The sequence below is a fragment of the Cognataquiflexum nitidum genome, assembly GCF_022538055.1.
GTDB classification, from domain to species: Bacteria; Bacteroidota; Bacteroidia; order Cytophagales; family Cyclobacteriaceae; genus Cognataquiflexum; species Cognataquiflexum nitidum.
In genome coordinates this window covers 54868-74341 of record NZ_JAKZAM010000001.1, presented here as the reverse complement: position 1 = coordinate 74341, position 19474 = coordinate 54868, and the positions used below count along the sequence as shown (strand labels likewise).

Sequence of the window (19474 nt, the reverse complement as noted above, 5' to 3'; positions counted from 1 at the left end):
ATGAATTTGGCTTGTCTTTGTTAGAGCTTGAATTTAATTAGGATTGGATTGTCATCTTTTCCTAAAGCATCAATATCAATTGACTTCAAGATTGGATGGTTACTAAAATCCTCTCCATTTTTGTAATACTCCTTCAAAAATTCAGGATAAATGAAACAGTAAAAGTTATCTCTATCAGAAAGAATGATATTTGGAAGTAGGCTTTTTGACCTTCCTATAGATATTATCTCATTCCTGGTTTTATCCATCAGTACATAATAAGCAGTTCCTTTTCCTGCAAACTGAAAAAATATGTGTTGTTTTGTTTCTCTGATATTTGTCAAAAACTTAAAATAATCATTCTCTAACATCTGTATAGCGCTTCCTTGCCAATTTTCAAATTCCGACAAAGGCATGGATTTATGATCTTCAAACTTAAATTTAAAACTTATAAAAACACTGTCTTTTTTAACTCTAAGAATGTTGTTATTTCCCAAAACCGGTGAGATATTATATTCGCCCGGCTCGTCAGCAGAATAGAATCTCTGATCGCCCAATATCCCAAACTCTTTTTGAACAAAATATGAAGTGGAATCCCCATCCTTCCTGACAAGATGGAAATTAGCTAAGCTTCCAAGATCATTTTGAATATTCCTTTGATTTTGAGGAATATTGGTCCAGAGATAATAAACTCCATCTATATTGACAAAATACCTAAAATTGACATCTCCTTTGACTTCCCTCAATGATACCTCTCCTATGTATTCAAAAGTATTCAGGTCGTATTTTACAATTCTTCTGTAATCAATCAATTCTAAAACACCTTCTACGAAATTGACCTGAAAATCACTGATGTCCAAATATTCATCCGGTCCAGGACCTTTTTTATCTAGGACTCTATTCAAATTACCCTTTCGGTCGAAAACCAAAATTCTTGATTGCTTACTATCCCAGATAAAGTATTCTTCTTTGTCGGGAGAAACAACTAGCTTTTGAAATGTGCCTATAATAGAAGCCGCTGTAGTCTCAAGAGGTGTTACAAACTCCAATTGCAGCGAATTTGGAAAATTAAAACCAAACTCATTTTCCACCCTAAGCAAAAAAACCTCCAAATCTTTTTCATTCTTTAAATCATTTACAGAATTAGTATTTGATTGACACGAAAAGAAAAAAACACATGTTAATAAGCAAATTCCGGAAATAGAAAAACGCAAAAGATTTTGGAGATTTTGAATTATCAGACTCATATTTAGATTTAAAAATAAGGTCCTAAATCAATTTTGAGGACCACCATCCCCACAAAAGCCCGGCCCATAATAACAAACATCGTATACCAAATAGCTTCCATTAGGCTGCCATACTATCTCTTGCCTATCTAAAATCAAAAGCCTTTGTGCCTTTGCGTCAGTAAAAGAAAGAAAAGGTAACATCATAAAGATGTTTAAGAAAATTGAAAACACTAGTTTTTTCATAATTTTTGGAATTTATGTAGAACAATAATTTGTTGAAACTAAAAAAAAAAAAACCGAATAAACGAAATGTTTCTCAAACAAAGTGGAAAACAATAATGAAGTCTCAAGGATACCGCCCATTGCAGTGTATTCACCTCCAACATGAAAATAGATGATATTTCAAATTCAAAATAAAAATTTCCCTCAAATGGAAAAGGAATAATTTGTGACATAGAATTAATAATAAACAATGGGATACAGAATTTTGTTTGAAGGTTAATTTTAAATAGGATTCGTATTTATATTTTATAAATACCATTTTTGAATACCAATTGAAAACATCATGTCAACATTTACAAGTTCACTGCCTGACGACTTGCTTGAAATGCTTTCTGACCAAGCAAAAAAACTCGCCTTGCCCAAAAACAAGCTGATCGAAAATGCACTCAGAATTTATCTTGAACATCTTCGAAGGGCTGAATATGTCAAATCCTATAAGACTTCATCGGAAGATGAAGAAATGATCAGCCTCGCTGAAGAGGGAATGGCTGATTACCTCAAACAACTGCCTGATGAAGCAAGGTGAGATTTGGTACGCGAGTCTTGACCCAGTACAGGGAAGCGAACAAGCCGGCTTTCCACCGGTGGTGATTATCAGTGGCAATTTGCTGAACAAATACCTGCAAATAGTAATCGCAATGCCCCTTACAACAAAAATCAAAAACTATACCGGCAACCCCATCATTTCCCCAAATCCTGAAAACGGGCTGAAGGATGTTTCTGAAATGTTGGTTTTCCACATCCGATCAATTTCAAAACAAAGACTGATTCAAAAAATCGGAAATATCACAGACGAAGAATTGAAATTGGCATTGACTACTTTGAAAGAGATTACCACTTTTTGAGCTCTATTCTCACTACTCATTTGGAATTTCTTTTGCCCTTGGCTTGACTCCACTTTCAAACTAGAAAAACCCCATAAATGCAAGAAAGCCAGCGAGGATTCTGACTTGGTGAAGGCTCAAATTCAAGCTATTAACTTTAAAGGATTATATTCCCGTAAAGTTATAACTTCAAAGGATTACATTCCCTTAAAGTCAGGAATTTGTACTTAAAAAGCACGACGACCTTGGGAAAATCTCCCCGTTTTGAGCTAAGATCCCAACATTCTCTTGGCCATTCTCCTTTTTAGAATGTAATTATATATAGGATAGATCAGCACCGAAATCAGAATAATCAAAGTCCCCAGATAAAACCCTCCGGTCATTTTTTCCCTTTCTCCCAAAATCAACACCGCCAGCATTATCCCATAGACAGGTTCAAGGTTGACAGTCAGGTTGACTGCAAAGGCTGTAATCCTCCGCATCAGTTCTACCGAAACAGAAAAGGCATAAACCGTACAGATTCCACTCAAAATCAACAACCACAACCAATCCATCGGTGCAGGGATGAGCTGAAGCCCATTTTCGGCAAAGAAAAAAGCATATACCGGAAGCATCATGAATGCAAAAACACAGGCGCCAAACATCTCATAGAATGTGAGGACATAAGGACTGTGCCTTTTTGTAAGCCTTCCGTTGATAACCGAAAACAATGCCCCCATCAGCGCCGCACCGATCGCCATCGACAATCCCAACCAATATCCCCACTCAAATCTGAAAATCACATAAATCCCCGATATCACCAGCAGTCCCAAAAAAACTTCAAATCCTTTGATCTTTTTCTTGTTGATGATAGGCTCGAGAAATGCCGTCCAAAGGGAGGTCGTCGCCATCCCTGCCAAGCAAACAGAAGCTGTAGAAACCCTCGCCGCCCAGAAAAACAGAATCCAATGGATAGAAATGAGGAAGCCTGTGCCGATGATTTTGAACAGCTCGGATCTGGAGACCCTAATGGAGGTTTTTTTCCAAAGGAAAATAAGTCCCAACATGGCTGAAGCAATCAGCGTCCGGTAAAACACCAATTCAATGGAAGCGATACTGATCAATATCCCGAGAATGGCAGTAATGCTCCAGATTGCCACGATAAAATGGAGCATGAAGTAATCCTTCACAGAGGCATTTTCTGACATATTACCTTGGTACAGTTTTATACAAAACCAATCCTGTTGCCGCAAAAACGATATTTGGGATCCATACTGCTAGAATCGGATAAGTTGTCCCTGCCTCTGCAAAAGTCCTTGAAAGCAAAAAGAGAATGATGTACACAAAGGCCAACATGAATCCCAATGCTATCTGAAAACCAGATCCTCCACGGGTCTTTTTGGAGGAAACTATCACACCGATAAAAGTCAGAATAACCGCCGCAAAAGGTGACATAAAGCGGACGTATTTTTCAATTTTATAAAAATTTACGTTGTCCGCTCCCCTTTCTTCGAGTACCTTGATTTGCCTGCTGAGCGCAGGAAGTTTTAGTGTTTCGTGGTGGTTGACCGGAAGGTCAAAGTCATTTGGGGTGATAGACAGAAGGGTATCTAAAGACTCTCCTACAGTATAGTGCTCTCCTCCTTCATGCAGCACCCTCATCCTCCAGTTTTTGGCCGACCAAGAATTGATTGCCGTATCCCACACAATCCGGTCTGCAGACAACTTGGCGATCAATTTTCCCTCCCGGATTTCTTCCAGAGTAAAATTATATCCGGTGTTGCCTGAAGTATAATAGCGGGAAATATAGGCGTAGACATCCGGAGCTACCTTGATATGGATATTTTGTTGGGTAAAAAACTTATCATCCTCTAACCATCTTGATTTGAATTCTGTCACCCCGGCAGTCGCTCCGGGAAGTATCCATCCATTCATAAGGAAACTCACAATCCCGATCATGGAAGCTGAAAATAGAAAAGGGAAAAGCATCCTTACAAAGCTCGTCCCGCTGCTCAAAATGGCGATGATCTCTGTTCGTCCGGCCATTTTGGAAGTAATGAAAATGACAGAAATAAAAACAGTGATCGGAGTAAGGAGGTTATTGAGGTAAAGCCCATAGTTGCCCAAATATCTCAGAATGTCTTTAGCGGGGACTTTATTACGGATAAATGCATCGTTTTTCTCGGTGAAGTCCAACACCAATACAATCATGATCAGCATCAAAACCACGAAGAAGTAGGTTTTGAGAAAATCTTTGATGATGAGCTTGTCGAGAATTTTCATGTTTATAACCTTCTGCTTACTTTTTCTACCATCTCATTTTTCCAAGCCAAAAATCCACCTGACTTGATTTTTTCCCTTGCCTGTCCTACAAGCCAAAGGTAAAAAGCCAGATTATGAATGCTTGCAATCTGAGCAGCAAGAATTTCCTTGCCGATTACCAAGTGTCTAAGATAGGCTTTGGAATAGAATGTACTTACGTAAGAATTGATATTTGGATCGATCGGACTGAAATCGTCTTTCCACCTTTCATTTTTGATATTGATGATTCCTTCCGAGGTAAAGAGCATGCCGTTTCTTGCATTGCGGGTGGGCATTACACAGTCAAACATGTCAATGCCCAAAGCGATTCCTTCGAGGATATTGGCAGGTGTGCCTACTCCCATCAGGTATCTCGGTTTGTCTTTTGGGAGAATATCCGTGACCATATCGGTCATTTCGTACATCATTTCCACAGGCTCTCCTACCGAAAGTCCTCCAATGGCATTGCCTTCCCTTTCGCAGGAAGCGACAAATTCCGCCGATTGTTTTCTCAAATCTTTGAAAACACTGCCCTGGATAATCGGGAAAAGCGTCTGACTATAGCCATATATCCCCTCTGTGCTGTCAAACCTCTCCATGCATCTTTGGAGCCAACGGTGGGTCAGGTCCATAGACTTGCGGGCATACGTGTAATCGCATGGATATGGTGGACATTCGTCAAAAGCCATGATGATATCCGCCCCGATGATCCGCTGAATATCCATCACTCCTTCGGGTGTAAAGGTATGTTTGGAACCGTCAATATGTGACTTGAAGATGGCTCCTTCTTCGGTCAGCTTCCTATTGGCCGCCAAGGAGAAAACCTGATATCCCCCGGAATCCGTCAAGATCGGTTTGTTCCATCCGTTGAATTTATGGAGTCCACCGGCTTTTTGGAGGATATCCAATCCCGGTCTTAGGTACAGGTGATAGGTATTACCCAGGATTATCTGTGCCTTGATATCGTCCATAAGTTCCCGCTGATGCACAGCCTTGACCGAACCCGCCGTACCGACAGGCATAAAAATCGGGGTTTCGATATCCCCATGGTCTGTTTTGAGTAATCCCGCCCTCGCTTTGCTTTCAGAGTCGGTAGCTTCTAATTTAAACTTCATTCTTTGTGAATTCGCTTACGGCCTTAAACCTGTACCGGAGCTGCCGCTTCAATTTTTGAATCACAAAAATATAAGCTTATTCTTAAATGAATGCTCAATTTGATTTTATATTTGCCCCACAATAACAAGCGGATGTTTATACAAATTTTGTGGATCGTTTTTTTTGTCAGCCTTGCCATTCAATTATTTTACCTGCTGATATTATTCGGTCGATTCGCTTTTTTTTATAAAAAGAAAACCGAAATGTCTTCCTCCGAGAAAGAACCGGTGACTGTGGTTATCGCCGCACATAATGAGAGGACAAACCTAAAAAAGATCATCCCACTGCTCTTCCAACAGGATTACCCCAACTTTGATATAATGGTAATCAACGACCGATCCTATGATGGGACAAAAAAAGTACTCGAGCAGCTCATGGCTATCTATCCTAGACTACGGACAGTCACCGTCACCTACACCCCAAGCCACGTCACTTCAAAAAAATATGCCCTTACCCTGGGTATCAAAGTGGCCAAAAACGACGTCCTGCTTTTGACGGATGCAGACTGTAGACCCAAAACAGACAAATGGATAGAATTAATGACGGCTCCTGTTCGTGTAAAGGGAAAGGATTTTGCCTTGGGTTTTTCCCAATATGAGTCAAAGAATGGCTTCCTTAACAAATGGATCCAACTCGAAACCATCTGGACTGCCATCCAATATTTTTCTTTTGCGATATGGAAATCCCCCTTCATGGGTGTTGGCCGTAATCTCTGTTATAGAAGGAGTTTCTTTATGTCCAAAAAAGCATTCAAAGGACTATGGCATATTGAATGTGGCGATGATGACTTGTTTGTAAATCTCCACGCCGACAGCTCCAATGTGGCAGTCGTCGTCGACCCTGACAGTATGACGTATTCTGTGCCCAAATCAACTTGGGAAGAATACTTCATCCAAAAGAAAAGACATTTCCATGCAGGCAAATACTACAGCACGAGCAACAAACAAAAAGTGGGATGGTATGCATTTTCCCATTTTCTATATTGGGTCACAAGCTTGGCATTACTTATATTTTCTGTATTTCATCAAAATTGGGAACAAATTTTGGTTATTATGGGTATAATGGTTGTCCGGTCTATATTAGTCACCTCGATATTCCGAGCCTCCAGAAAAAAACTCGAAGGTAACATCAAGGTTTTTTGGTCGCTCATTTTCGATGTCATGTATATAGGTTATTTTTGGATTCTGGGTTCATTGGGGTACCTATCAAAAAAAGTTAAATGGAAATAAACGAAAGAGGATTTTCAAGCAAGGCATTAGAGGACTTCGAACTCATAGACAAAGCTGTCCTCGGGTTGGACCAGCAAGCCTATGCCATGCTAATGAAGCGGTATAAAAAGGCCGTTTATTTCATGATTCTCAAAATGATCAGGGACACAGACGATGCCGAAGACCTGACCATGGAAGCTTTTGCCAAAGCTTTCAAAAACCTCCATAAATTCAAAAAAGACTATACTTTCAGTACCTGGCTATTCCGAATAGCTACCAATAATACGATTGATTTTATCAGAAAGAAGAAACTCAAAACCATGAGTCTAAATACTAGCATGACTGATGATGGGGGTAATTCTGTGACAATTGACGTGGAGGATGATGACAACAATCCCCAAGATGAATTTATCAGATCACAAAGGATCGAGATGGTCAGGATTTTTGTAGACAAACTTCCCGCCAAATACCGAAAATTGGTAGAACTGCGCTATTTCGATGAATTGTCCTATGAAGAAATCGCACAAGAACTGGACAAACCTCTTGGAACAGTAAAAGCGCAACTTCACCGGTCAAGAGAGCTATTGTATGAGATTGCCTCGGGAAAAGAAGATCATATTTAAAACAAGGCCTTTTTGGAAATAAAGGCTTCGAATCACAAAAACAACTTCTTATCCTTGACATAATCCTCCACGGATTGAGGAATCAGGTATCTTACCGAATGTCCTTTTCTGATAGAGTCACGGATAAAAGTCGCAGAAATATCCATCAGCGGTGCCTCCACAAAACTGATATTTGGATGCTTTAGATCCGGTTGCTCTCCAGGTCTTGGATAAACATACACTCCATATTGCTCCAAGATCACTTCAAAATTTTTCCATTTATGGAAGTGTTTCAGATTGTCCCCGCCCAATATCAATCTAAATTGATGATTGGGATGCTTTTCTGAAAGGTAAGTGAGTGTATCGATAGTGTAGCTTGGCCTTGGCATGTGAAACTCCACATCGGAGACCCTAAAATAAAAATGATCGGCAATGGCGAGCTCTACCATTTTAAGCCGATCAAATTCATGTAACAATGACTTTTGCTTCTTGAAGGGATTCTGTGGACTGACGATAAACCAAATTTCGTCGAGATCAGTCCTGTCCTGCACCACATTGGCGATGATCAAGTGGCCGACGTGAACAGGATTAAAAGATCCAAAAAACAATCCTATTTTCAAAATACCTGTATGATTATTTGGCTAGAAAATCCCCTACAAGCTTCTCCGCCTCAGCAAAGGATTTTTCCTTTTCGTCATTTAAGATAATGACATCGAATTTATCCTGAAAGGTAGATTCAAATTTTGCTTTATACAACCTCCTTGAAAGGCTTTCTTCGGATTCTGTTCCACGGTCTTTGAGTCTTTCGTGCAATACTTCCAACGAAGGGACTTTGACAAAAATCGCCAAAGCTTTATCCCCAAAATACTTTTTAAGGTTGATCCCCCCTTTGACATCGACATCAAAAATCACATGCTTGCCTTCGTCCCAAAGCCTTTGGATTTCCTCTTTAAGTGTTCCGTAGAAATTGCCCTCATAGACTTCTTCCCACTCGATAAATTCATTGGTGTCAATTTTGTTTTTGAAATCTTCGGGGGTCAAAAAGTAATAGTCTTTTCCGTTTTCCTCGGTTCTACCTCTTTTGTCGCGGGTCGAAGCGGATATGGAAAAGCCCAAATTGGGAAACTTGCTCAAAAGATGTCTGACAATGGTGGTTTTGCCCGAACCTGATGGGGCTGAAAAAATGATTGCTTTTCCTGAGGACATGGCGGGTTATTTTTTTTCCTGAATAATCTCTCTGATACTAGCCTCAAGTTCACTTGGGACGGACTGCTTTGTACATTTTGTTTTGAGTACATCACGGATTGCTTGTTCCAGATGAAAATGCTTGAAACAGGGTTCACATTTGGCCAATTTTTCATTGAGTATTTCCTGGGAATTGGGCATGTTCTCCCCGTCTAAAATGCTCTCCAAAAGCTGGAAGCACTTACTGACATCCGAACACGAGAGCTTCCTATCTCCGGAGGGTGTAGAATTATCGTCCATTTTAATCTTACTTGATAAACTGAATTAATTATTTTTCCTTGGTGAAGGGTTTATCGATTCGGGATTACTCCTCCTCGTCGGTGCTATATCCCATTGTCGATGCATAGGAACGCAATTTGTCTTTCAATAAGTTCCTAGCCCGGTGTAATCTTGACCGGACTGTTCCGATCGGTATATCTAGTATTTTTGCCATCTCTTCGTAGGTGAACCCTTCAAGATCGCACAGGATGATCACCGTCCTGAAATCTACAGCCAGACTGTTGAGCGCGTTGGATATTTCGTCGCCCAGCATGTCCTTGACAGCATCTACCCTCAAGTCCGTAGTACTCGCATAGTCAACATCATCCGAGTTGTAATAAGTTTCAACTTCCTGATAATCAATTTTTGCAGGTTGCTTGCTCTTCTTTCGGTAATCGTTGATAAAGGAATTTTTCAGAATCCGAAACAGCCAGGCTTTGGCATTGGTTCCCTGCTCAAAAGAGTTGATAAATCTAAATGCTTTGAGGTAAGTATCTTGTACCAAATCTTTGGCATCATCCTCGTCAAATGTCAGCCTGTAGGCAAAATTGTACATGGAATCTATGTTTGGCATAAACTCCTGATCGAAGATTTTACTCTTTTCCTGTTCGGAATATTTTTTTCTCTGAACTTCAGACATAAGATTCAAAAGTAAGCATTGGAAGAATTTATCACTAATATTTTTGAATAAAGTCCATGCTTTTGGCTTATTTTGAGCTTTGCAAAAAATGAAGCAGAAATCTTAATTTCAGATTTTAAAGCATGCATCTATTCAAACTGATATCTCTTTTACCCCTTTGGGTATTGTATATCTTTACCGATATTCTGTATCTAATAGGATACCATCTTTTGAAATACAGACAAAAAGTCATCTTTGATAACCTCGCACATTCATTCCCGGAAAAATCGGAAGCAGAAAGAAAAACCATAGCCAAAAAATTTTTCAGGACTTTGACTGATTCATTTGCCGAAACATTGAAGTTCTACACCATTAGCAAAGAAGACCTTGCGGGCATGCTTGAAATCAATGGTGGACAAATTTTATCAAGTAGAGTTGATAAAGGCGAAACAGTCATCATGGTGAGCGGACATTTTATTAATTGGGAAGCTTTTGTATTGGGATTCAATGCCTTGGTGGACCCAAGGTTAGAGACTACCTATTCCAAGCTTTCCAATAATACTTTCAATAGCTTGATGATGGCCATCAGGGGAAGATTTGGAGGTACTCTTGTAGAAAAGTCAAGTTTCAGCAGAAATTTCCTAGAGAAAAGAAATGTACCGAGGATTATTGGCCTAGCGGCTGACCAAAGACCCGGAAATGCCGAAATCCGGTACAGCGCCTCTTTTATGAACAGGGAAACGGCTTTTTTTGAAGGCCCTGAAAAACTCGCCAAAAGATATGGCTATGCAGTATTCTTTGTCAATCTGAAAAGGCCTAAAAGAGGGAAATACACCATTTCCTATCAATTGGTATGTGAACCTCCATATACCGGGGCCGCTGCCCACAGCATCACTGATGAATTTATCCGCCTTACCGAAAAAGGAATCCGCGAACAGCCCGAAATTTATCTCTGGAGCCACAACAGGTGGAAGTAAACTTAATTTCCATTGCCCATCCAAAATCCTCGAAAGGAAGATCGGGAGATTGCTTCTTCTGCTTTTTCAATAATCACAACAGTGGCTTAGATAAACATAAAAACTTTTTATCATTAGCATAAAAAAATTAATTTATTATTTAGTTTAACACTTTTCAAAAATACTACCTGTTTATTACATTAGGGTTTTAGCTTTTCAATTGTTCAACCCTTTGCTTTAGAAATCATGAAAACATCAAAAATATTATTGTTTTTTCAAGCATAAGCTGCAGTTGAGAAAGAGTCATAAAATGCAGAAAAAAGCAGTATGGTAATATGAAAAATGTATCACTTACAATAATCGTTTTGTTAATTTCAATTTGTGCAAGTGCTCAGAGTGAATCATCACCTTCACCTCTAAATGTTTCAGATTTTGACCGTGGGGTGACTCTAACAATAATGTTTCCCTCATATATGACCTCACCGCATAGCAATTTGAATTCTGTACTGGTGCAAAACGGCTACCCACAAATTTCCAGAAGCAGCGTGAATTATGGGATGGGATTGGCCTACCGAATCAAAAAATTTGAGCCCGGATTCGATATTTCTATGGGAAATCAAATTGAAACCAATGAGGCGACGGAGTCTGAAATTTTAAAACGGCTACTGAATCTTAATGTTTTCTTGCAGTATCACTTATTCAGGGAGGGGTCTTTTACTTTTTTCCCACTTTTAGGTTTGTCGTTTTCGAATATAAATTTGATCACATCTAAACAATCTCCGGGAAACGATATCAATAGTCTGCTTCAAAATCCCGGGTCTTCTATGAATCTCCAACACTTTTCAAGAGGTCTTCTGACGGGATTTGGGTTTTCTTTTGCAGAGCATTGGAAGAAATCCACCGGAATCTTACGAATGAAATTTGCCTATAGGATTCCTTTTAATGGAGGTTCAGCTTGGGAATCAAATTTTGCAAACTTCAATAATTCCCCGGTAGACAATTTTCCTTATTTCTTTATCCAAGCTGAAATGGGAATAATGACCAATTGGAAAAAAGGAGACCGATGGATGGATAGGTATTAGAATATGAACGTAGGAAAAAGGGTTCATTGGATTGCGGTCCGCCTTTTTTGTTTGATTTTTTCTCTGATCGGAAAACGCAAATTTTCTCAGTCTGAATCAGTCGAAAACTTAAGTAATCGCTTTACATCAAAATACCGTATATGCTCTAAGGAATTATGAAAAATATAATCCTAATACTATTAGCCGTCTTGCTGAATCAAGCTGTTTCGGCACAAACCATTTTCTCCGCTACTCCTCCAAATCTTGAAGATTTTGACCGTGGAATGACCCTAACTCTTATACTTCCTTCCTTTATGACCTCTCCACATAGCAATATGAGTTCTCTATTGGTCCAAAACGGTTATCCTCATATTCCCAGAGGAAGTTTGAATTACGGGATCGGATTAGCTTATCGAATCAAAAAATTTGAGCCGGGATTTGATTTTTCCGTGGGAAGTCAAACCGCAACCAATGTAGTGTTTAGGTCTGAAATACTTCGACGACCTCTAAATGCGAATATTTTCTTGCATTATCATTTATTTAGAAAAGGATACTTCACCTTTTTTCCAATTGTAGGCTTGTCTATGTCAGATACCAACTTGATTGCATCTAAGCAGTCCTCAGAAAATGACATCGGTAGCCTGTTACAAAATCCGGGTACATCGGTCAATATGCAGCATTTCTCCGCTGGACTTTTGACAGGCTTTGGTGTTGCCGTATCTCAGTTTTGGGAGGAAGCTCCCGGTACATTACGGATGAAAATCGCATACCGAGTACCATTTGGTCCGGGATATGCTTGGGAGTCTTTCTTTGCAGATATAGAATCCAATAGCCCGGTCGATAATTTCCCTTATTTTTCAATTCAACTTGAAATAGGGGTAATGGCCAACTGGAAAAAAGGAGACCCTTGGATGGATAAGTACTGAAACTATCTATTTGTGATTCTTTATTGAATTCAAATTGATTAAATAAAGCAAACTTGAATTGTGCTTTTTGGCTTGACATAAGGATAGCAATTTTTATGTCAAGCCTTCTTTTTGATATTAATAAACTTAATCATCACACCTTACAAAAATCCAAACTACCCACTCCAAGACCACCTGAAATTAAAAGAATTGCCAAAAAACTTAATTTCCATTGCCCATCCAAAATCCTTAACTTTGAGGCTTGTTGGATTAAATTGACGCATGGATTATTTAAAAGGACTCAATCCCCCCCAAAGAGACGCAGTAGAACACACAGATGGCCCCGTGATGATCATCGCAGGTGCCGGTTCAGGAAAGACAAGGGTACTCACCTACCGGATCGCCCACCTGATCCATGCCAAAGGAGTAGACCCTTTCAATATCCTTTCCCTGACTTTTACCAATAAAGCCGCTGCGGAGATGAAACTCCGCATCGAAAAACTCATCGGACTCGATGCCCGCAATACCTGGATGGGCACTTTCCACTCCACTTTTGCCAAAATCCTCCGGGTAGAAGCTGACAAAATCGGCTATCCTTCCAACTTCACCATTTACGACACCGATGACAGCAAGTCCTTGATCAGGACCATTGTCAAGGAAATGAAGCTGGATGACAAGGTGTACAAACCAAGTACGGTTCTGTCGAGAATTTCTGGTGCCAAAAACAGGCTGATCGCATGGGAAACCTACCTCAATGATCCATTTATCAAGTCGGATGATGATGCGGCGATGAAACCCCGCATGGGAGAAATCTACAAAAACTACCAAAAGCGGCTCTTCCGCTCGGGAGCGATGGATTTTGATGACTTGCTTTTCAATACCAATGTCCTTTTCAGAGATCACCTAGACGTGCTCAACAAATACCAGCAGCGCTTTAAATATGTAATGGTGGATGAGTTTCAGGATACCAACGTCTCCCAATACCTCATCACCAAAAAACTCGCAGCAGTCCACCAAAACATCTGCGTGGTCGGTGACGATGCGCAGAGTATCTACGCCTTTCGCGGTGCAGACATTCAGAATATCCTGAATTTTGAAAAGGACTATCCGGATCTGTTTGTCGTCAAACTCGAGCAAAACTACCGATCCACCAAAAATATCGTACAGGCTGCCAACAGCATCATTGCTAAAAATAAAGCCCAGCTGAAAAAAGACATCTGGACCCAAAATAACGAAGGTGACCTGATCGAACTGATCAAAGCCAGCTCGGATAATGAGGAAGGCAGATTGGTGGCCACCACAATTTTCGAAGAGAAAAACAACAAAAAACTCAACAACAGCGACTTTGCTGTGCTTTATCGTACCAACTCCCAATCCAGGTCTATTGAGGAGGCCTTGAGAAAAATGAACATCACCTACAAAATTGTGGGAGGACTATCATTTTACCAAAGGAAAGAAATCAAAGACCTTTTGGCCTACCTCCGATTTGTGGTCAACCATGAAGATGAGGAAGCATTCAAGCGGATCATCAATTATCCCAAAAGAGGAATCGGCGACACAACAGTAGAAAAAATGCTGGTCGCAGCCTATGAGCATGATATCCCACTTTGGGATGTGATCCAAAACGCTGCCAGTTTTCTAGGAGGCCGCGCAGCCAATTCCGTGGATGATTTCTGCACAATGATCAAAAGTTTTGGGATCGAGGTAGAGAGGAAAGACGCTTTCGAGGCAGCCTCCAGCATCGCCAAGCAGTCAGGATTGCTGAAGGATCTGTATGAAGACAAAACAATAGAAGGGCTGAACCGCTATGAAAACGTACAGGAATTGCTCAATGCGATCAAAGAATACGTGGACAATCCTGAAAACCCAGAAAAAAGTCTCGGCGCTTTCCTTCAGGAAATCGCCTTGCTGACTGACAACGACAGGAATAAAGACACCACGGATGCTGTCACTTTGATGACCATCCACTCCTCCAAGGGATTGGAATTCAAGCAGGTTTTTGTCGTGGGAATGGAAGAAGACCTTTTCCCTTCGCAGATGATGATGCAGAGCAGGGAAGATCTGGAAGAAGAAAGAAGGCTCTTTTATGTAGCCTCCACCAGAGCAATGGACAAATTGTACCTCACTTATGCCTTGACACGATATCGTTTTGGCCGGTTGTTGAATTGTGAACCGAGCCGCTTCCTCGAGGAGGTCGATCCAATGTGCATCAAGGTCAACAAAAGAATGACATCTGCGCTTTCAGGAGCACTGAGAAATGAGTCAAGTGAAGGAAAATCGGGTTTTGTTGGAATCAAAAACCAAAGCCAAAGACCGATGACCACGGCCAAAATCCATACGCCAAGCCCTGATTTTAAACCCTCCAATACCAATAACCTTCAGGCAGGCGCCAAAGTGGAGCATCCAAAATTCGGTTTTGGCTTGGTAAACAAAATCGAAACTGAAGGAATCAACAGAAAAGCAAGCATTCAATTCGATAATTTTGGAGAGAAGACATTATTACTTAGCTTTGCAAAGCTTCGAATCATCGAATAGACCAATCCCCCTTAAAAAGTTTTTTTACTTTAACAATCGTACCAACGGGAGACAACATGAGCAATCAAGAAATTACCGATAAGCATTCAGTCATATTGAAAGAATACGGAAAAAACATCCAACGACTTTCCATTTACATTTCCGAAATGGAAGACAGGGAAAAGCGCACCCAAAGTGCCTACCTTTTGGTAGAAATGGTCAAGCAGCTCAACCCATCGATGAAGGCAGAAAACGACCAAAAGATTTGGGATGACCTGCACATCATGTCTGATTTCGCTTTGGATGTAGATGGACCTTATCCAAGTCCTCAAAGGGAATTACTTTATAAAAAACCTGCTCCGATCGGTTATCCAAAAGGAGAAATCAAATTCAAACATTACGGAAGAAATATTGAAAAACTGATCGAAAAAGCAGTTGAAATCGAGGACGATGAAGAGCAGGAAGCTGCGATCATTTATATCGGTCAGCTGATGAGGAGTTTTCACTCGACATGGAACAGAGAGAATTTCGATGACGGCATCATCCTAGACGATATCAAAACCCTTTCCAAAGGAAAACTGCATATCGACCTTGAGAAAGTGAGAGAAATGGGACTTTTTGAAACCAACACTAGAAGAGATTTCAAATTACCTTCCGAGCCGGAATCCAATACCAATACCAACCGCAGGAAATTCAGCGGAGGTAATGAAAGAAGAAGAAACAATGGCGGCCATAAAAAGCGTAGATAAATGTCATCATTTAAAGTAAAAGGCGGCCTGAAGCTCAAGGGTGAAATCATCCCTCAAGGCGCAAAAAACGAAGCACTCCAGATCCTTTGCGCAGTGCTCCTTTCCCCTGAAAAAATCACCATCCACAAAATCCCTGACATCCGGGATGTCAACAAGCTCATTGAGCTTTTGTCTGACATGGGTGTCAAAGTGGAAAAAATCGGTGCCGAATCATATACTTTTCAAGCGGATAATGTTGACCTGAAGTACCTCGATACGGATGATTTCCTCAAGAAAGCATCTGCACTCAGGGGTTCTGTGATGATCCTTGGCCCACTTCTGGGAAGGTTTGGACATGGAAGACTATCAAAGCCCGGAGGTGACAAAATCGGACGTAGGAGAATGGATACCCATTTTTACGGTTTCCAAAAACTCGGAGCCGAATTCCACTACGACAGCAAAAGAGAGATTTTTCATATCGATGGCAAAAACCTGAAAGGTGCCTACATGCTTTTGGATGAGGCTTCCGTCACCGGAACAGCCAACATCGTCATGGCAGCAGTAATGGCTGAAGGCAAAACAACCATATACAACGCTGCCTGCGAACCTTACCTGCAGCAGCTTTGTGATATGCTCAACCGTATGGGTGCAAAAATCACCGGTGTGGGTTCCAACCTTTTGCATATCGAAGGAGTCAAATCCCTCAAAGGAACAGAACATACCATGCTTCCGGATATGATTGAGATCGGATCATTTATTGGCCTGGCTGCCATGACCCAATCCGAAATCACCATCAAGGACGCCCAAATCCATCGATTGGGTATCATTCCCGATACTTTCAAAAGGTTGGGGATCAAAATGGAATTCCGTGGAGATGATATTTTTATCCCCGCACAGAAGCATTACGAAATCGAAACCTTCATCGACGGTTCGATCCTGACTGTCGCAGATGCGATTTGGCCGGGATTCACGCCTGATTTGCTCAGTATCATTTTGGTCACGGCCACACAGGCAAAAGGAACTGTTTTGGTCCATCAGAAGATGTTCGAAAGCCGTCTCTTCTTTGTAGATAAGTTGATAGACATGGGTGCACAGATTATTCTTTGTGATCCTCACAGGGCTACTGTCATCGGGTTGGATCGAAAATACCCACTTAGAGGCATCCGCATGACTTCTCCTGATATCAGAGCTGGAGTTTCGTTATTGATCGCGGCACTTTCTGCGGAAGGCACTTCCATCATTGACAATATCGAGCAGATCGACCGCGGGTATCAATTTATCGATAAGAGGTTGAATGCGCTTGGGGCAGAGATTGAAAGATTGTAAAATTGGAAGATTGAAAAATTTGAAGGTTGGAAGGTTGGAAGGTTGGAAAGTTGCTTTTTGAAAACCATCATAAGAAATAGATTAAAAAACCTGAGCTCATCACTCAGGTTTTTTTGGTTTTGTCAATTCTTAGGAATCCCCACATAATACAGATCAAATCCCCCTTTTCCTCCCGGACGATTGGAGGAGAAAATCATCAGTAGATTTTCAAAGCTTCCATGATCAAAATAAACCACCGGTCTGAATTCATCGCTTGCAGAGTTTATTCTTTCTCCAAAGTTTACCGGAGAAGTCCACGCACTATTTTTGAATTGTGAGTAATACAGGTCATATCCTCCAAATCCCCCCGGTCTGTCGGAAGCAAAAACCAAAATATCACCAAAAACAGCAGGTGCATTGTCATTGGAAGAACTGTTTATTGTTAATTTTCTTGGTTGAAAATTTTGTTTGTCTTGCATAAAATCGGAAACAACAACTCCCTCAGGAATATCAACCTCATAAATATCGAATTTACCATCTGCGTCCGAAGTAAAAATCAATTTCTCGGGTTTCCCATTCATTTCCTCCGCATGATCAATTGTCTTCCTAAAATTCTTCCCATAAAGGCTTGGGTACATTTCATTGCTGTCTTCTTCCATGAATCTCAATTTTTCATTGGTTTTTCGGGAATTTGCAGAAGTAATTCCTTGGGTATTCATAGCTATTTTACTCAGTCCATCACAGTCGGAGGAGTACAGAAAGACATAATTACCGTTGCTTTCCTGAAAAGAATAAGGCCCGCGTTGGTTACAAGGGTCGTTGATTTGATAAAGTTGCTCACGTAGTTTTTTGGAATGATCAATTACCGGATCGTACATTTCTCCAAAACCTAAATTTCCGTTTTCTTGATCAAAAGAAAATCCCATAATCTTACCCATCAGGTCAAAATGGTTTCCGAAACTTGAATAGTTTGAAGAATAAACCATTATAAAATTCCCTCCAATGACATGTAGATCACTGTTCATCTCATCATATTGGGTGTTCAATATATCAAACGAAGTAACTTCCTCAGGGAATTTTCCGGTTTTGTATTTGATTTTTGGAAAGCATCCAGCTGTCATAAAAAGTACTATTGTTATCAAAACTAAACTTTTATACTTCATAGTGCAGGTTATTTTTGAGTTAAAAATTTATCAAGAGGCTTGTAGTATCCTCCACTACAGTTATTCCCAAGAGCCTCGCAGCCTGTGGTAACGAAGACTGTTGAATTATCAAGCAGACTGATCGAGGTGATACTGGTACCTATAAGGCCTACATTGTCGAGGGGAAACAATTTGATAGTTTTATCATTCATAGAAAGACGGAAAATCGATTCCCCTTCGAGAAGGACAATGGTGTCCTTAATACTTGAAATATTATCAAAAAAAATTCCAATTCGCCTTCTGTCTTCATTGGAAACTTGGCCGGAATTGTATGTACCTATCAACTCAGGATTTTTCCCCGACAGGTCAGACTTGTAAACCTTCAAGGGGAATGTTTCCCATCCATCTCCTACAAAAGTGATGATGTCATTTCCTACCTGTACGGATTTGGTATAAGATTCAAAACGCACTTCCATATTTCCGCTGTGATCAAAATCAAAAGTCTTATTGCTGATCGTGACCCTCATGAAGTTTTCAAATACCTTGAAACCATAAATACTTACCCAACCATCGAAAAATTCCTCTTTGATCAGTTTCTGTTCCAATATCTCTACTTTGCCGTCAACGACAGCAGTCTTGAGCCAAAGGAAATTAGGGGTGTATTTTGATACTCCAGGACTTTTTGGTGCACCATAAGGAACCAGCACATGGCCTTTTGGATCAATACCTATCTGGTCACCATACCCGGAAACGATTTGTTTGAAATCATTAAATCCCGGATCAAGATCCTTCATTTTAATGACAAGGGCGTCTTCTTCAAAAGGCTTTCCAAGGGGCATAAGGATAAGCTCATCGGATTTGATGGTGGCCATGAGTTGGTCCGAGATGGGAAGCCGGTAGAGGAAATTGTCAGGTAAAAAAGCACTGAGATAAGAATATTTGTTTATTCCAAAAAGGCCCGCCTCACTGTATATTCTGGTTTTAGACGCAGCATATAGCTTTCCGTTGATTTCTTTGGCATGTGTAAGTCCTTCCGGAAAGCTTAGTGACTGTTTCCAAAACACATTCACTTCTTCTTTCGGGGTTTCAAATGTGCCACAGGAAAAAAAACAAACAATGCCAATGAAGATTAAAAGAATCGGAAAACGAGCTGAACTTTTCATAATACGGATCCTAGTCTTG

General features: G+C 40.5%; 21 protein-coding genes. 10 read left to right on the top strand and 11 right to left on the bottom strand.

The genetic code is table 11. The features are described from left to right. Positions 1 to 20: 20 nt before the first annotated feature. Both MMU07_RS00325 and MMU07_RS00320 read right to left on the bottom strand, forming a co-directional pair. Positions 21 to 1226 (bottom strand): 6-bladed beta-propeller, encoded by a 1206-nt coding sequence (locus MMU07_RS00325; protein WP_255737132.1) that lies wholly within the window; start codon positions 1224 to 1226, stop codon positions 21 to 23. A gap of 27 nt (positions 1227 to 1253) precedes the next feature. After that, positions 1254 to 1451 carry a hypothetical protein gene (locus MMU07_RS00320; protein WP_241123831.1) on the bottom strand — a complete coding sequence of 66 codons (198 nt, stop codon included), beginning with the start codon at positions 1449 to 1451 and terminating at the stop codon, positions 1254 to 1256. Positions 1452 to 1773: 322 nt separating this feature from the next. Between MMU07_RS00320 and MMU07_RS00315 the strand changes: the two genes are divergently transcribed. Next, the gene (locus tag MMU07_RS00315; RefSeq protein ID WP_241123830.1) at positions 1774 to 2016 is read left to right on the top strand and encodes a CopG family transcriptional regulator; all 243 of its coding nucleotides are present in this window, start codon (positions 1774 to 1776) and stop codon (positions 2014 to 2016) included. Continuing rightward, positions 2003 to 2335, top strand: coding sequence for a type II toxin-antitoxin system PemK/MazF family toxin (locus MMU07_RS00310; protein WP_241123829.1), 333 nt, complete (start codon positions 2003 to 2005; stop codon positions 2333 to 2335). The genes MMU07_RS00315 and MMU07_RS00310 overlap by 14 nt, the downstream gene beginning before the upstream one ends. A gap of 248 nt (positions 2336 to 2583) precedes the next feature. Here MMU07_RS00310 and MMU07_RS00305 read toward each other — a convergent pair whose 3' ends face one another. From MMU07_RS00305 to tgt, 3 genes are read right to left on the bottom strand one after another with little or no spacing between them, the layout of a single operon-like run. Beyond that, a complete protein-coding gene (locus MMU07_RS00305; RefSeq protein WP_241123828.1) occupies positions 2584 to 3501 on the bottom strand; it encodes a DMT family transporter in 918 nt (305 codons plus the stop codon). A 1-nt stretch (position 3502) separates the two neighbouring features. Beyond that, on the bottom strand, positions 3503 to 4576 hold the full coding sequence (locus MMU07_RS00300; protein ID WP_241123827.1) for an LptF/LptG family permease: 1074 nt from the start codon (positions 4574 to 4576) through the stop codon (positions 3503 to 3505). Positions 4577 to 4578: 2 nt separating this feature from the next. Beyond that, positions 4579 to 5709: a tRNA guanosine(34) transglycosylase Tgt gene (gene tgt / locus MMU07_RS00295; RefSeq protein ID WP_241123826.1), complete on the bottom strand. Its 1131-nt coding sequence runs from the start codon at positions 5707 to 5709 to the stop codon at positions 4579 to 4581. A 132-nt stretch (positions 5710 to 5841) separates the two neighbouring features. Between tgt and MMU07_RS00290 the strand changes: the two genes are divergently transcribed. Together MMU07_RS00290 and MMU07_RS00285 are read left to right on the top strand one after the other, a co-directional pair. Continuing rightward, on the top strand, positions 5842 to 6978 hold the full coding sequence (locus MMU07_RS00290) for a glycosyltransferase (RefSeq protein ID WP_241123825.1): 1137 nt from the start codon (positions 5842 to 5844) through the stop codon (positions 6976 to 6978). Continuing rightward, positions 6969 to 7580, top strand: coding sequence for an RNA polymerase sigma factor (locus tag MMU07_RS00285; protein WP_241123824.1), 612 nt, complete (start codon positions 6969 to 6971; stop codon positions 7578 to 7580). Before MMU07_RS00290 ends, MMU07_RS00285 begins: the two co-directional genes overlap by 10 nt. 32 nt (positions 7581 to 7612) lie before the next feature. On the opposite strand, the gene nadD is transcribed toward MMU07_RS00285, so the two are convergent. The 4 genes from nadD to MMU07_RS00265 form a co-directional block, all read right to left on the bottom strand. Further along, a complete protein-coding gene (nadD, locus tag MMU07_RS00280) occupies positions 7613 to 8179 on the bottom strand; it encodes a nicotinate (nicotinamide) nucleotide adenylyltransferase (RefSeq protein WP_241123823.1) in 567 nt (188 codons plus the stop codon). 13 nt (positions 8180 to 8192) lie between these two features. Then, positions 8193 to 8765: a guanylate kinase gene (gene gmk, locus MMU07_RS00275; RefSeq protein ID WP_241123822.1), complete on the bottom strand. Its 573-nt coding sequence runs from the start codon at positions 8763 to 8765 to the stop codon at positions 8193 to 8195. 6 nt (positions 8766 to 8771) lie between these two features. Continuing rightward, complete coding sequence (locus MMU07_RS00270) at positions 8772 to 9044, bottom strand: anti-sigma factor (RefSeq protein WP_241123821.1); 273 nt, start codon at positions 9042 to 9044, stop codon at positions 8772 to 8774. 64 nt (positions 9045 to 9108) lie between these two features. Continuing rightward, on the bottom strand, positions 9109 to 9702 hold the full coding sequence (locus tag MMU07_RS00265; protein ID WP_241123820.1) for a sigma-70 family RNA polymerase sigma factor: 594 nt from the start codon (positions 9700 to 9702) through the stop codon (positions 9109 to 9111). A 122-nt stretch (positions 9703 to 9824) separates the two neighbouring features. On the opposite strand from MMU07_RS00265, the gene MMU07_RS00260 reads away from it, so the two are divergent. The 6 genes from MMU07_RS00260 to murA all read left to right on the top strand — a co-directional run bounded on the left by MMU07_RS00260 (position 9825) and on the right by murA (position 17171). Next, positions 9825 to 10658 carry a lysophospholipid acyltransferase family protein gene (locus tag MMU07_RS00260; RefSeq protein WP_241123819.1) on the top strand — a complete coding sequence of 278 codons (834 nt, stop codon included), beginning with the start codon at positions 9825 to 9827 and terminating at the stop codon, positions 10656 to 10658. A gap of 803 nt (positions 10659 to 11461) precedes the next feature. Beyond that, entirely contained in the window at positions 11462 to 11719 is a 258-nt protein-coding gene (locus MMU07_RS00255; RefSeq protein ID WP_241123818.1) for a hypothetical protein, read from the top strand. Positions 11720 to 11874: 155 nt separating this feature from the next. Beyond that, the gene (locus MMU07_RS00250; protein WP_241123817.1) at positions 11875 to 12624 is read left to right on the top strand and encodes a hypothetical protein; all 750 of its coding nucleotides are present in this window, start codon (positions 11875 to 11877) and stop codon (positions 12622 to 12624) included. A gap of 261 nt (positions 12625 to 12885) precedes the next feature. Beyond that, complete coding sequence (locus tag MMU07_RS00245) at positions 12886 to 15138, top strand: ATP-dependent helicase (protein ID WP_241123816.1); 2253 nt, start codon at positions 12886 to 12888, stop codon at positions 15136 to 15138. Between the two features lie 56 nt (positions 15139 to 15194). Further along, positions 15195 to 15866: a DUF4290 domain-containing protein gene (locus tag MMU07_RS00240; RefSeq protein WP_241123815.1), complete on the top strand. Its 672-nt coding sequence runs from the start codon at positions 15195 to 15197 to the stop codon at positions 15864 to 15866. Then, complete coding sequence (gene murA / locus MMU07_RS00235; RefSeq protein ID WP_241123814.1) at positions 15867 to 17171, top strand: UDP-N-acetylglucosamine 1-carboxyvinyltransferase; 1305 nt, start codon at positions 15867 to 15869, stop codon at positions 17169 to 17171. Positions 17172 to 17293: 122 nt separating this feature from the next. On the opposite strand, the gene MMU07_RS00230 is transcribed toward murA, so the two are convergent. Then, complete coding sequence (locus tag MMU07_RS00230) at positions 17294 to 18313, bottom strand: TolB family protein (protein WP_241123813.1); 1020 nt, start codon at positions 18311 to 18313, stop codon at positions 17294 to 17296. An 8-nt stretch (positions 18314 to 18321) separates the two neighbouring features. Continuing rightward, entirely contained in the window at positions 18322 to 19455 is a 1134-nt protein-coding gene (locus tag MMU07_RS00225; protein WP_241123812.1) for a hypothetical protein, read from the bottom strand. Between the last annotated feature and the right edge of the window lie 19 nt (positions 19456 to 19474).

What these genes read in the sequence shown, in the direction of transcription:
- MMU07_RS00325 (WP_255737132.1), bottom strand. Translation starts at nt 1,226, where the DNA reads ATGAGTCTGATAATTCAAAATCTCCAAAATCTTTTGCGTTTTTCTATT.
- MMU07_RS00320 (WP_241123831.1), bottom strand. Translation starts at nt 1,451, where the DNA reads ATGAAAAAACTAGTGTTTTCAATTTTCTTAAACATCTTTATGATGTTA.
- MMU07_RS00315 (WP_241123830.1), top strand. Translation starts at nt 1,774, where the DNA reads ATGTCAACATTTACAAGTTCACTGCCTGACGACTTGCTTGAAATGCTT.
- MMU07_RS00310 (WP_241123829.1), top strand. Translation starts at nt 2,003, where the DNA reads ATGAAGCAAGGTGAGATTTGGTACGCGAGTCTTGACCCAGTACAGGGA.
- MMU07_RS00305 (WP_241123828.1), bottom strand. Translation starts at nt 3,501, where the DNA reads ATGTCAGAAAATGCCTCTGTGAAGGATTACTTCATGCTCCATTTTATC.
- MMU07_RS00300 (WP_241123827.1), bottom strand. Translation starts at nt 4,576, where the DNA reads ATGAAAATTCTCGACAAGCTCATCATCAAAGATTTTCTCAAAACCTAC.
- tgt (WP_241123826.1), bottom strand. Translation starts at nt 5,709, where the DNA reads ATGAAGTTTAAATTAGAAGCTACCGACTCTGAAAGCAAAGCGAGGGCG.
- MMU07_RS00290 (WP_241123825.1), top strand. Translation starts at nt 5,842, where the DNA reads ATGTTTATACAAATTTTGTGGATCGTTTTTTTTGTCAGCCTTGCCATT.
- MMU07_RS00285 (WP_241123824.1), top strand. Translation starts at nt 6,969, where the DNA reads ATGGAAATAAACGAAAGAGGATTTTCAAGCAAGGCATTAGAGGACTTC.
- gmk (WP_241123822.1), bottom strand. Translation starts at nt 8,765, where the DNA reads ATGTCCTCAGGAAAAGCAATCATTTTTTCAGCCCCATCAGGTTCGGGC.
- MMU07_RS00270 (WP_241123821.1), bottom strand. Translation starts at nt 9,044, where the DNA reads ATGGACGATAATTCTACACCCTCCGGAGATAGGAAGCTCTCGTGTTCG.
- MMU07_RS00265 (WP_241123820.1), bottom strand. Translation starts at nt 9,702, where the DNA reads ATGTCTGAAGTTCAGAGAAAAAAATATTCCGAACAGGAAAAGAGTAAA.
- MMU07_RS00260 (WP_241123819.1), top strand. Translation starts at nt 9,825, where the DNA reads ATGCATCTATTCAAACTGATATCTCTTTTACCCCTTTGGGTATTGTAT.
- MMU07_RS00255 (WP_241123818.1), top strand. Translation starts at nt 11,462, where the DNA reads ATGAATCTCCAACACTTTTCAAGAGGTCTTCTGACGGGATTTGGGTTT.
- MMU07_RS00250 (WP_241123817.1), top strand. Translation starts at nt 11,875, where the DNA reads ATGAAAAATATAATCCTAATACTATTAGCCGTCTTGCTGAATCAAGCT.
- MMU07_RS00245 (WP_241123816.1), top strand. Translation starts at nt 12,886, where the DNA reads ATGGATTATTTAAAAGGACTCAATCCCCCCCAAAGAGACGCAGTAGAA.
- MMU07_RS00240 (WP_241123815.1), top strand. Translation starts at nt 15,195, where the DNA reads ATGAGCAATCAAGAAATTACCGATAAGCATTCAGTCATATTGAAAGAA.
- murA (WP_241123814.1), top strand. Translation starts at nt 15,867, where the DNA reads ATGTCATCATTTAAAGTAAAAGGCGGCCTGAAGCTCAAGGGTGAAATC.
- MMU07_RS00230 (WP_241123813.1), bottom strand. Translation starts at nt 18,313, where the DNA reads ATGAAGTATAAAAGTTTAGTTTTGATAACAATAGTACTTTTTATGACA.
- MMU07_RS00225 (WP_241123812.1), bottom strand. Translation starts at nt 19,455, where the DNA reads ATGAAAAGTTCAGCTCGTTTTCCGATTCTTTTAATCTTCATTGGCATT.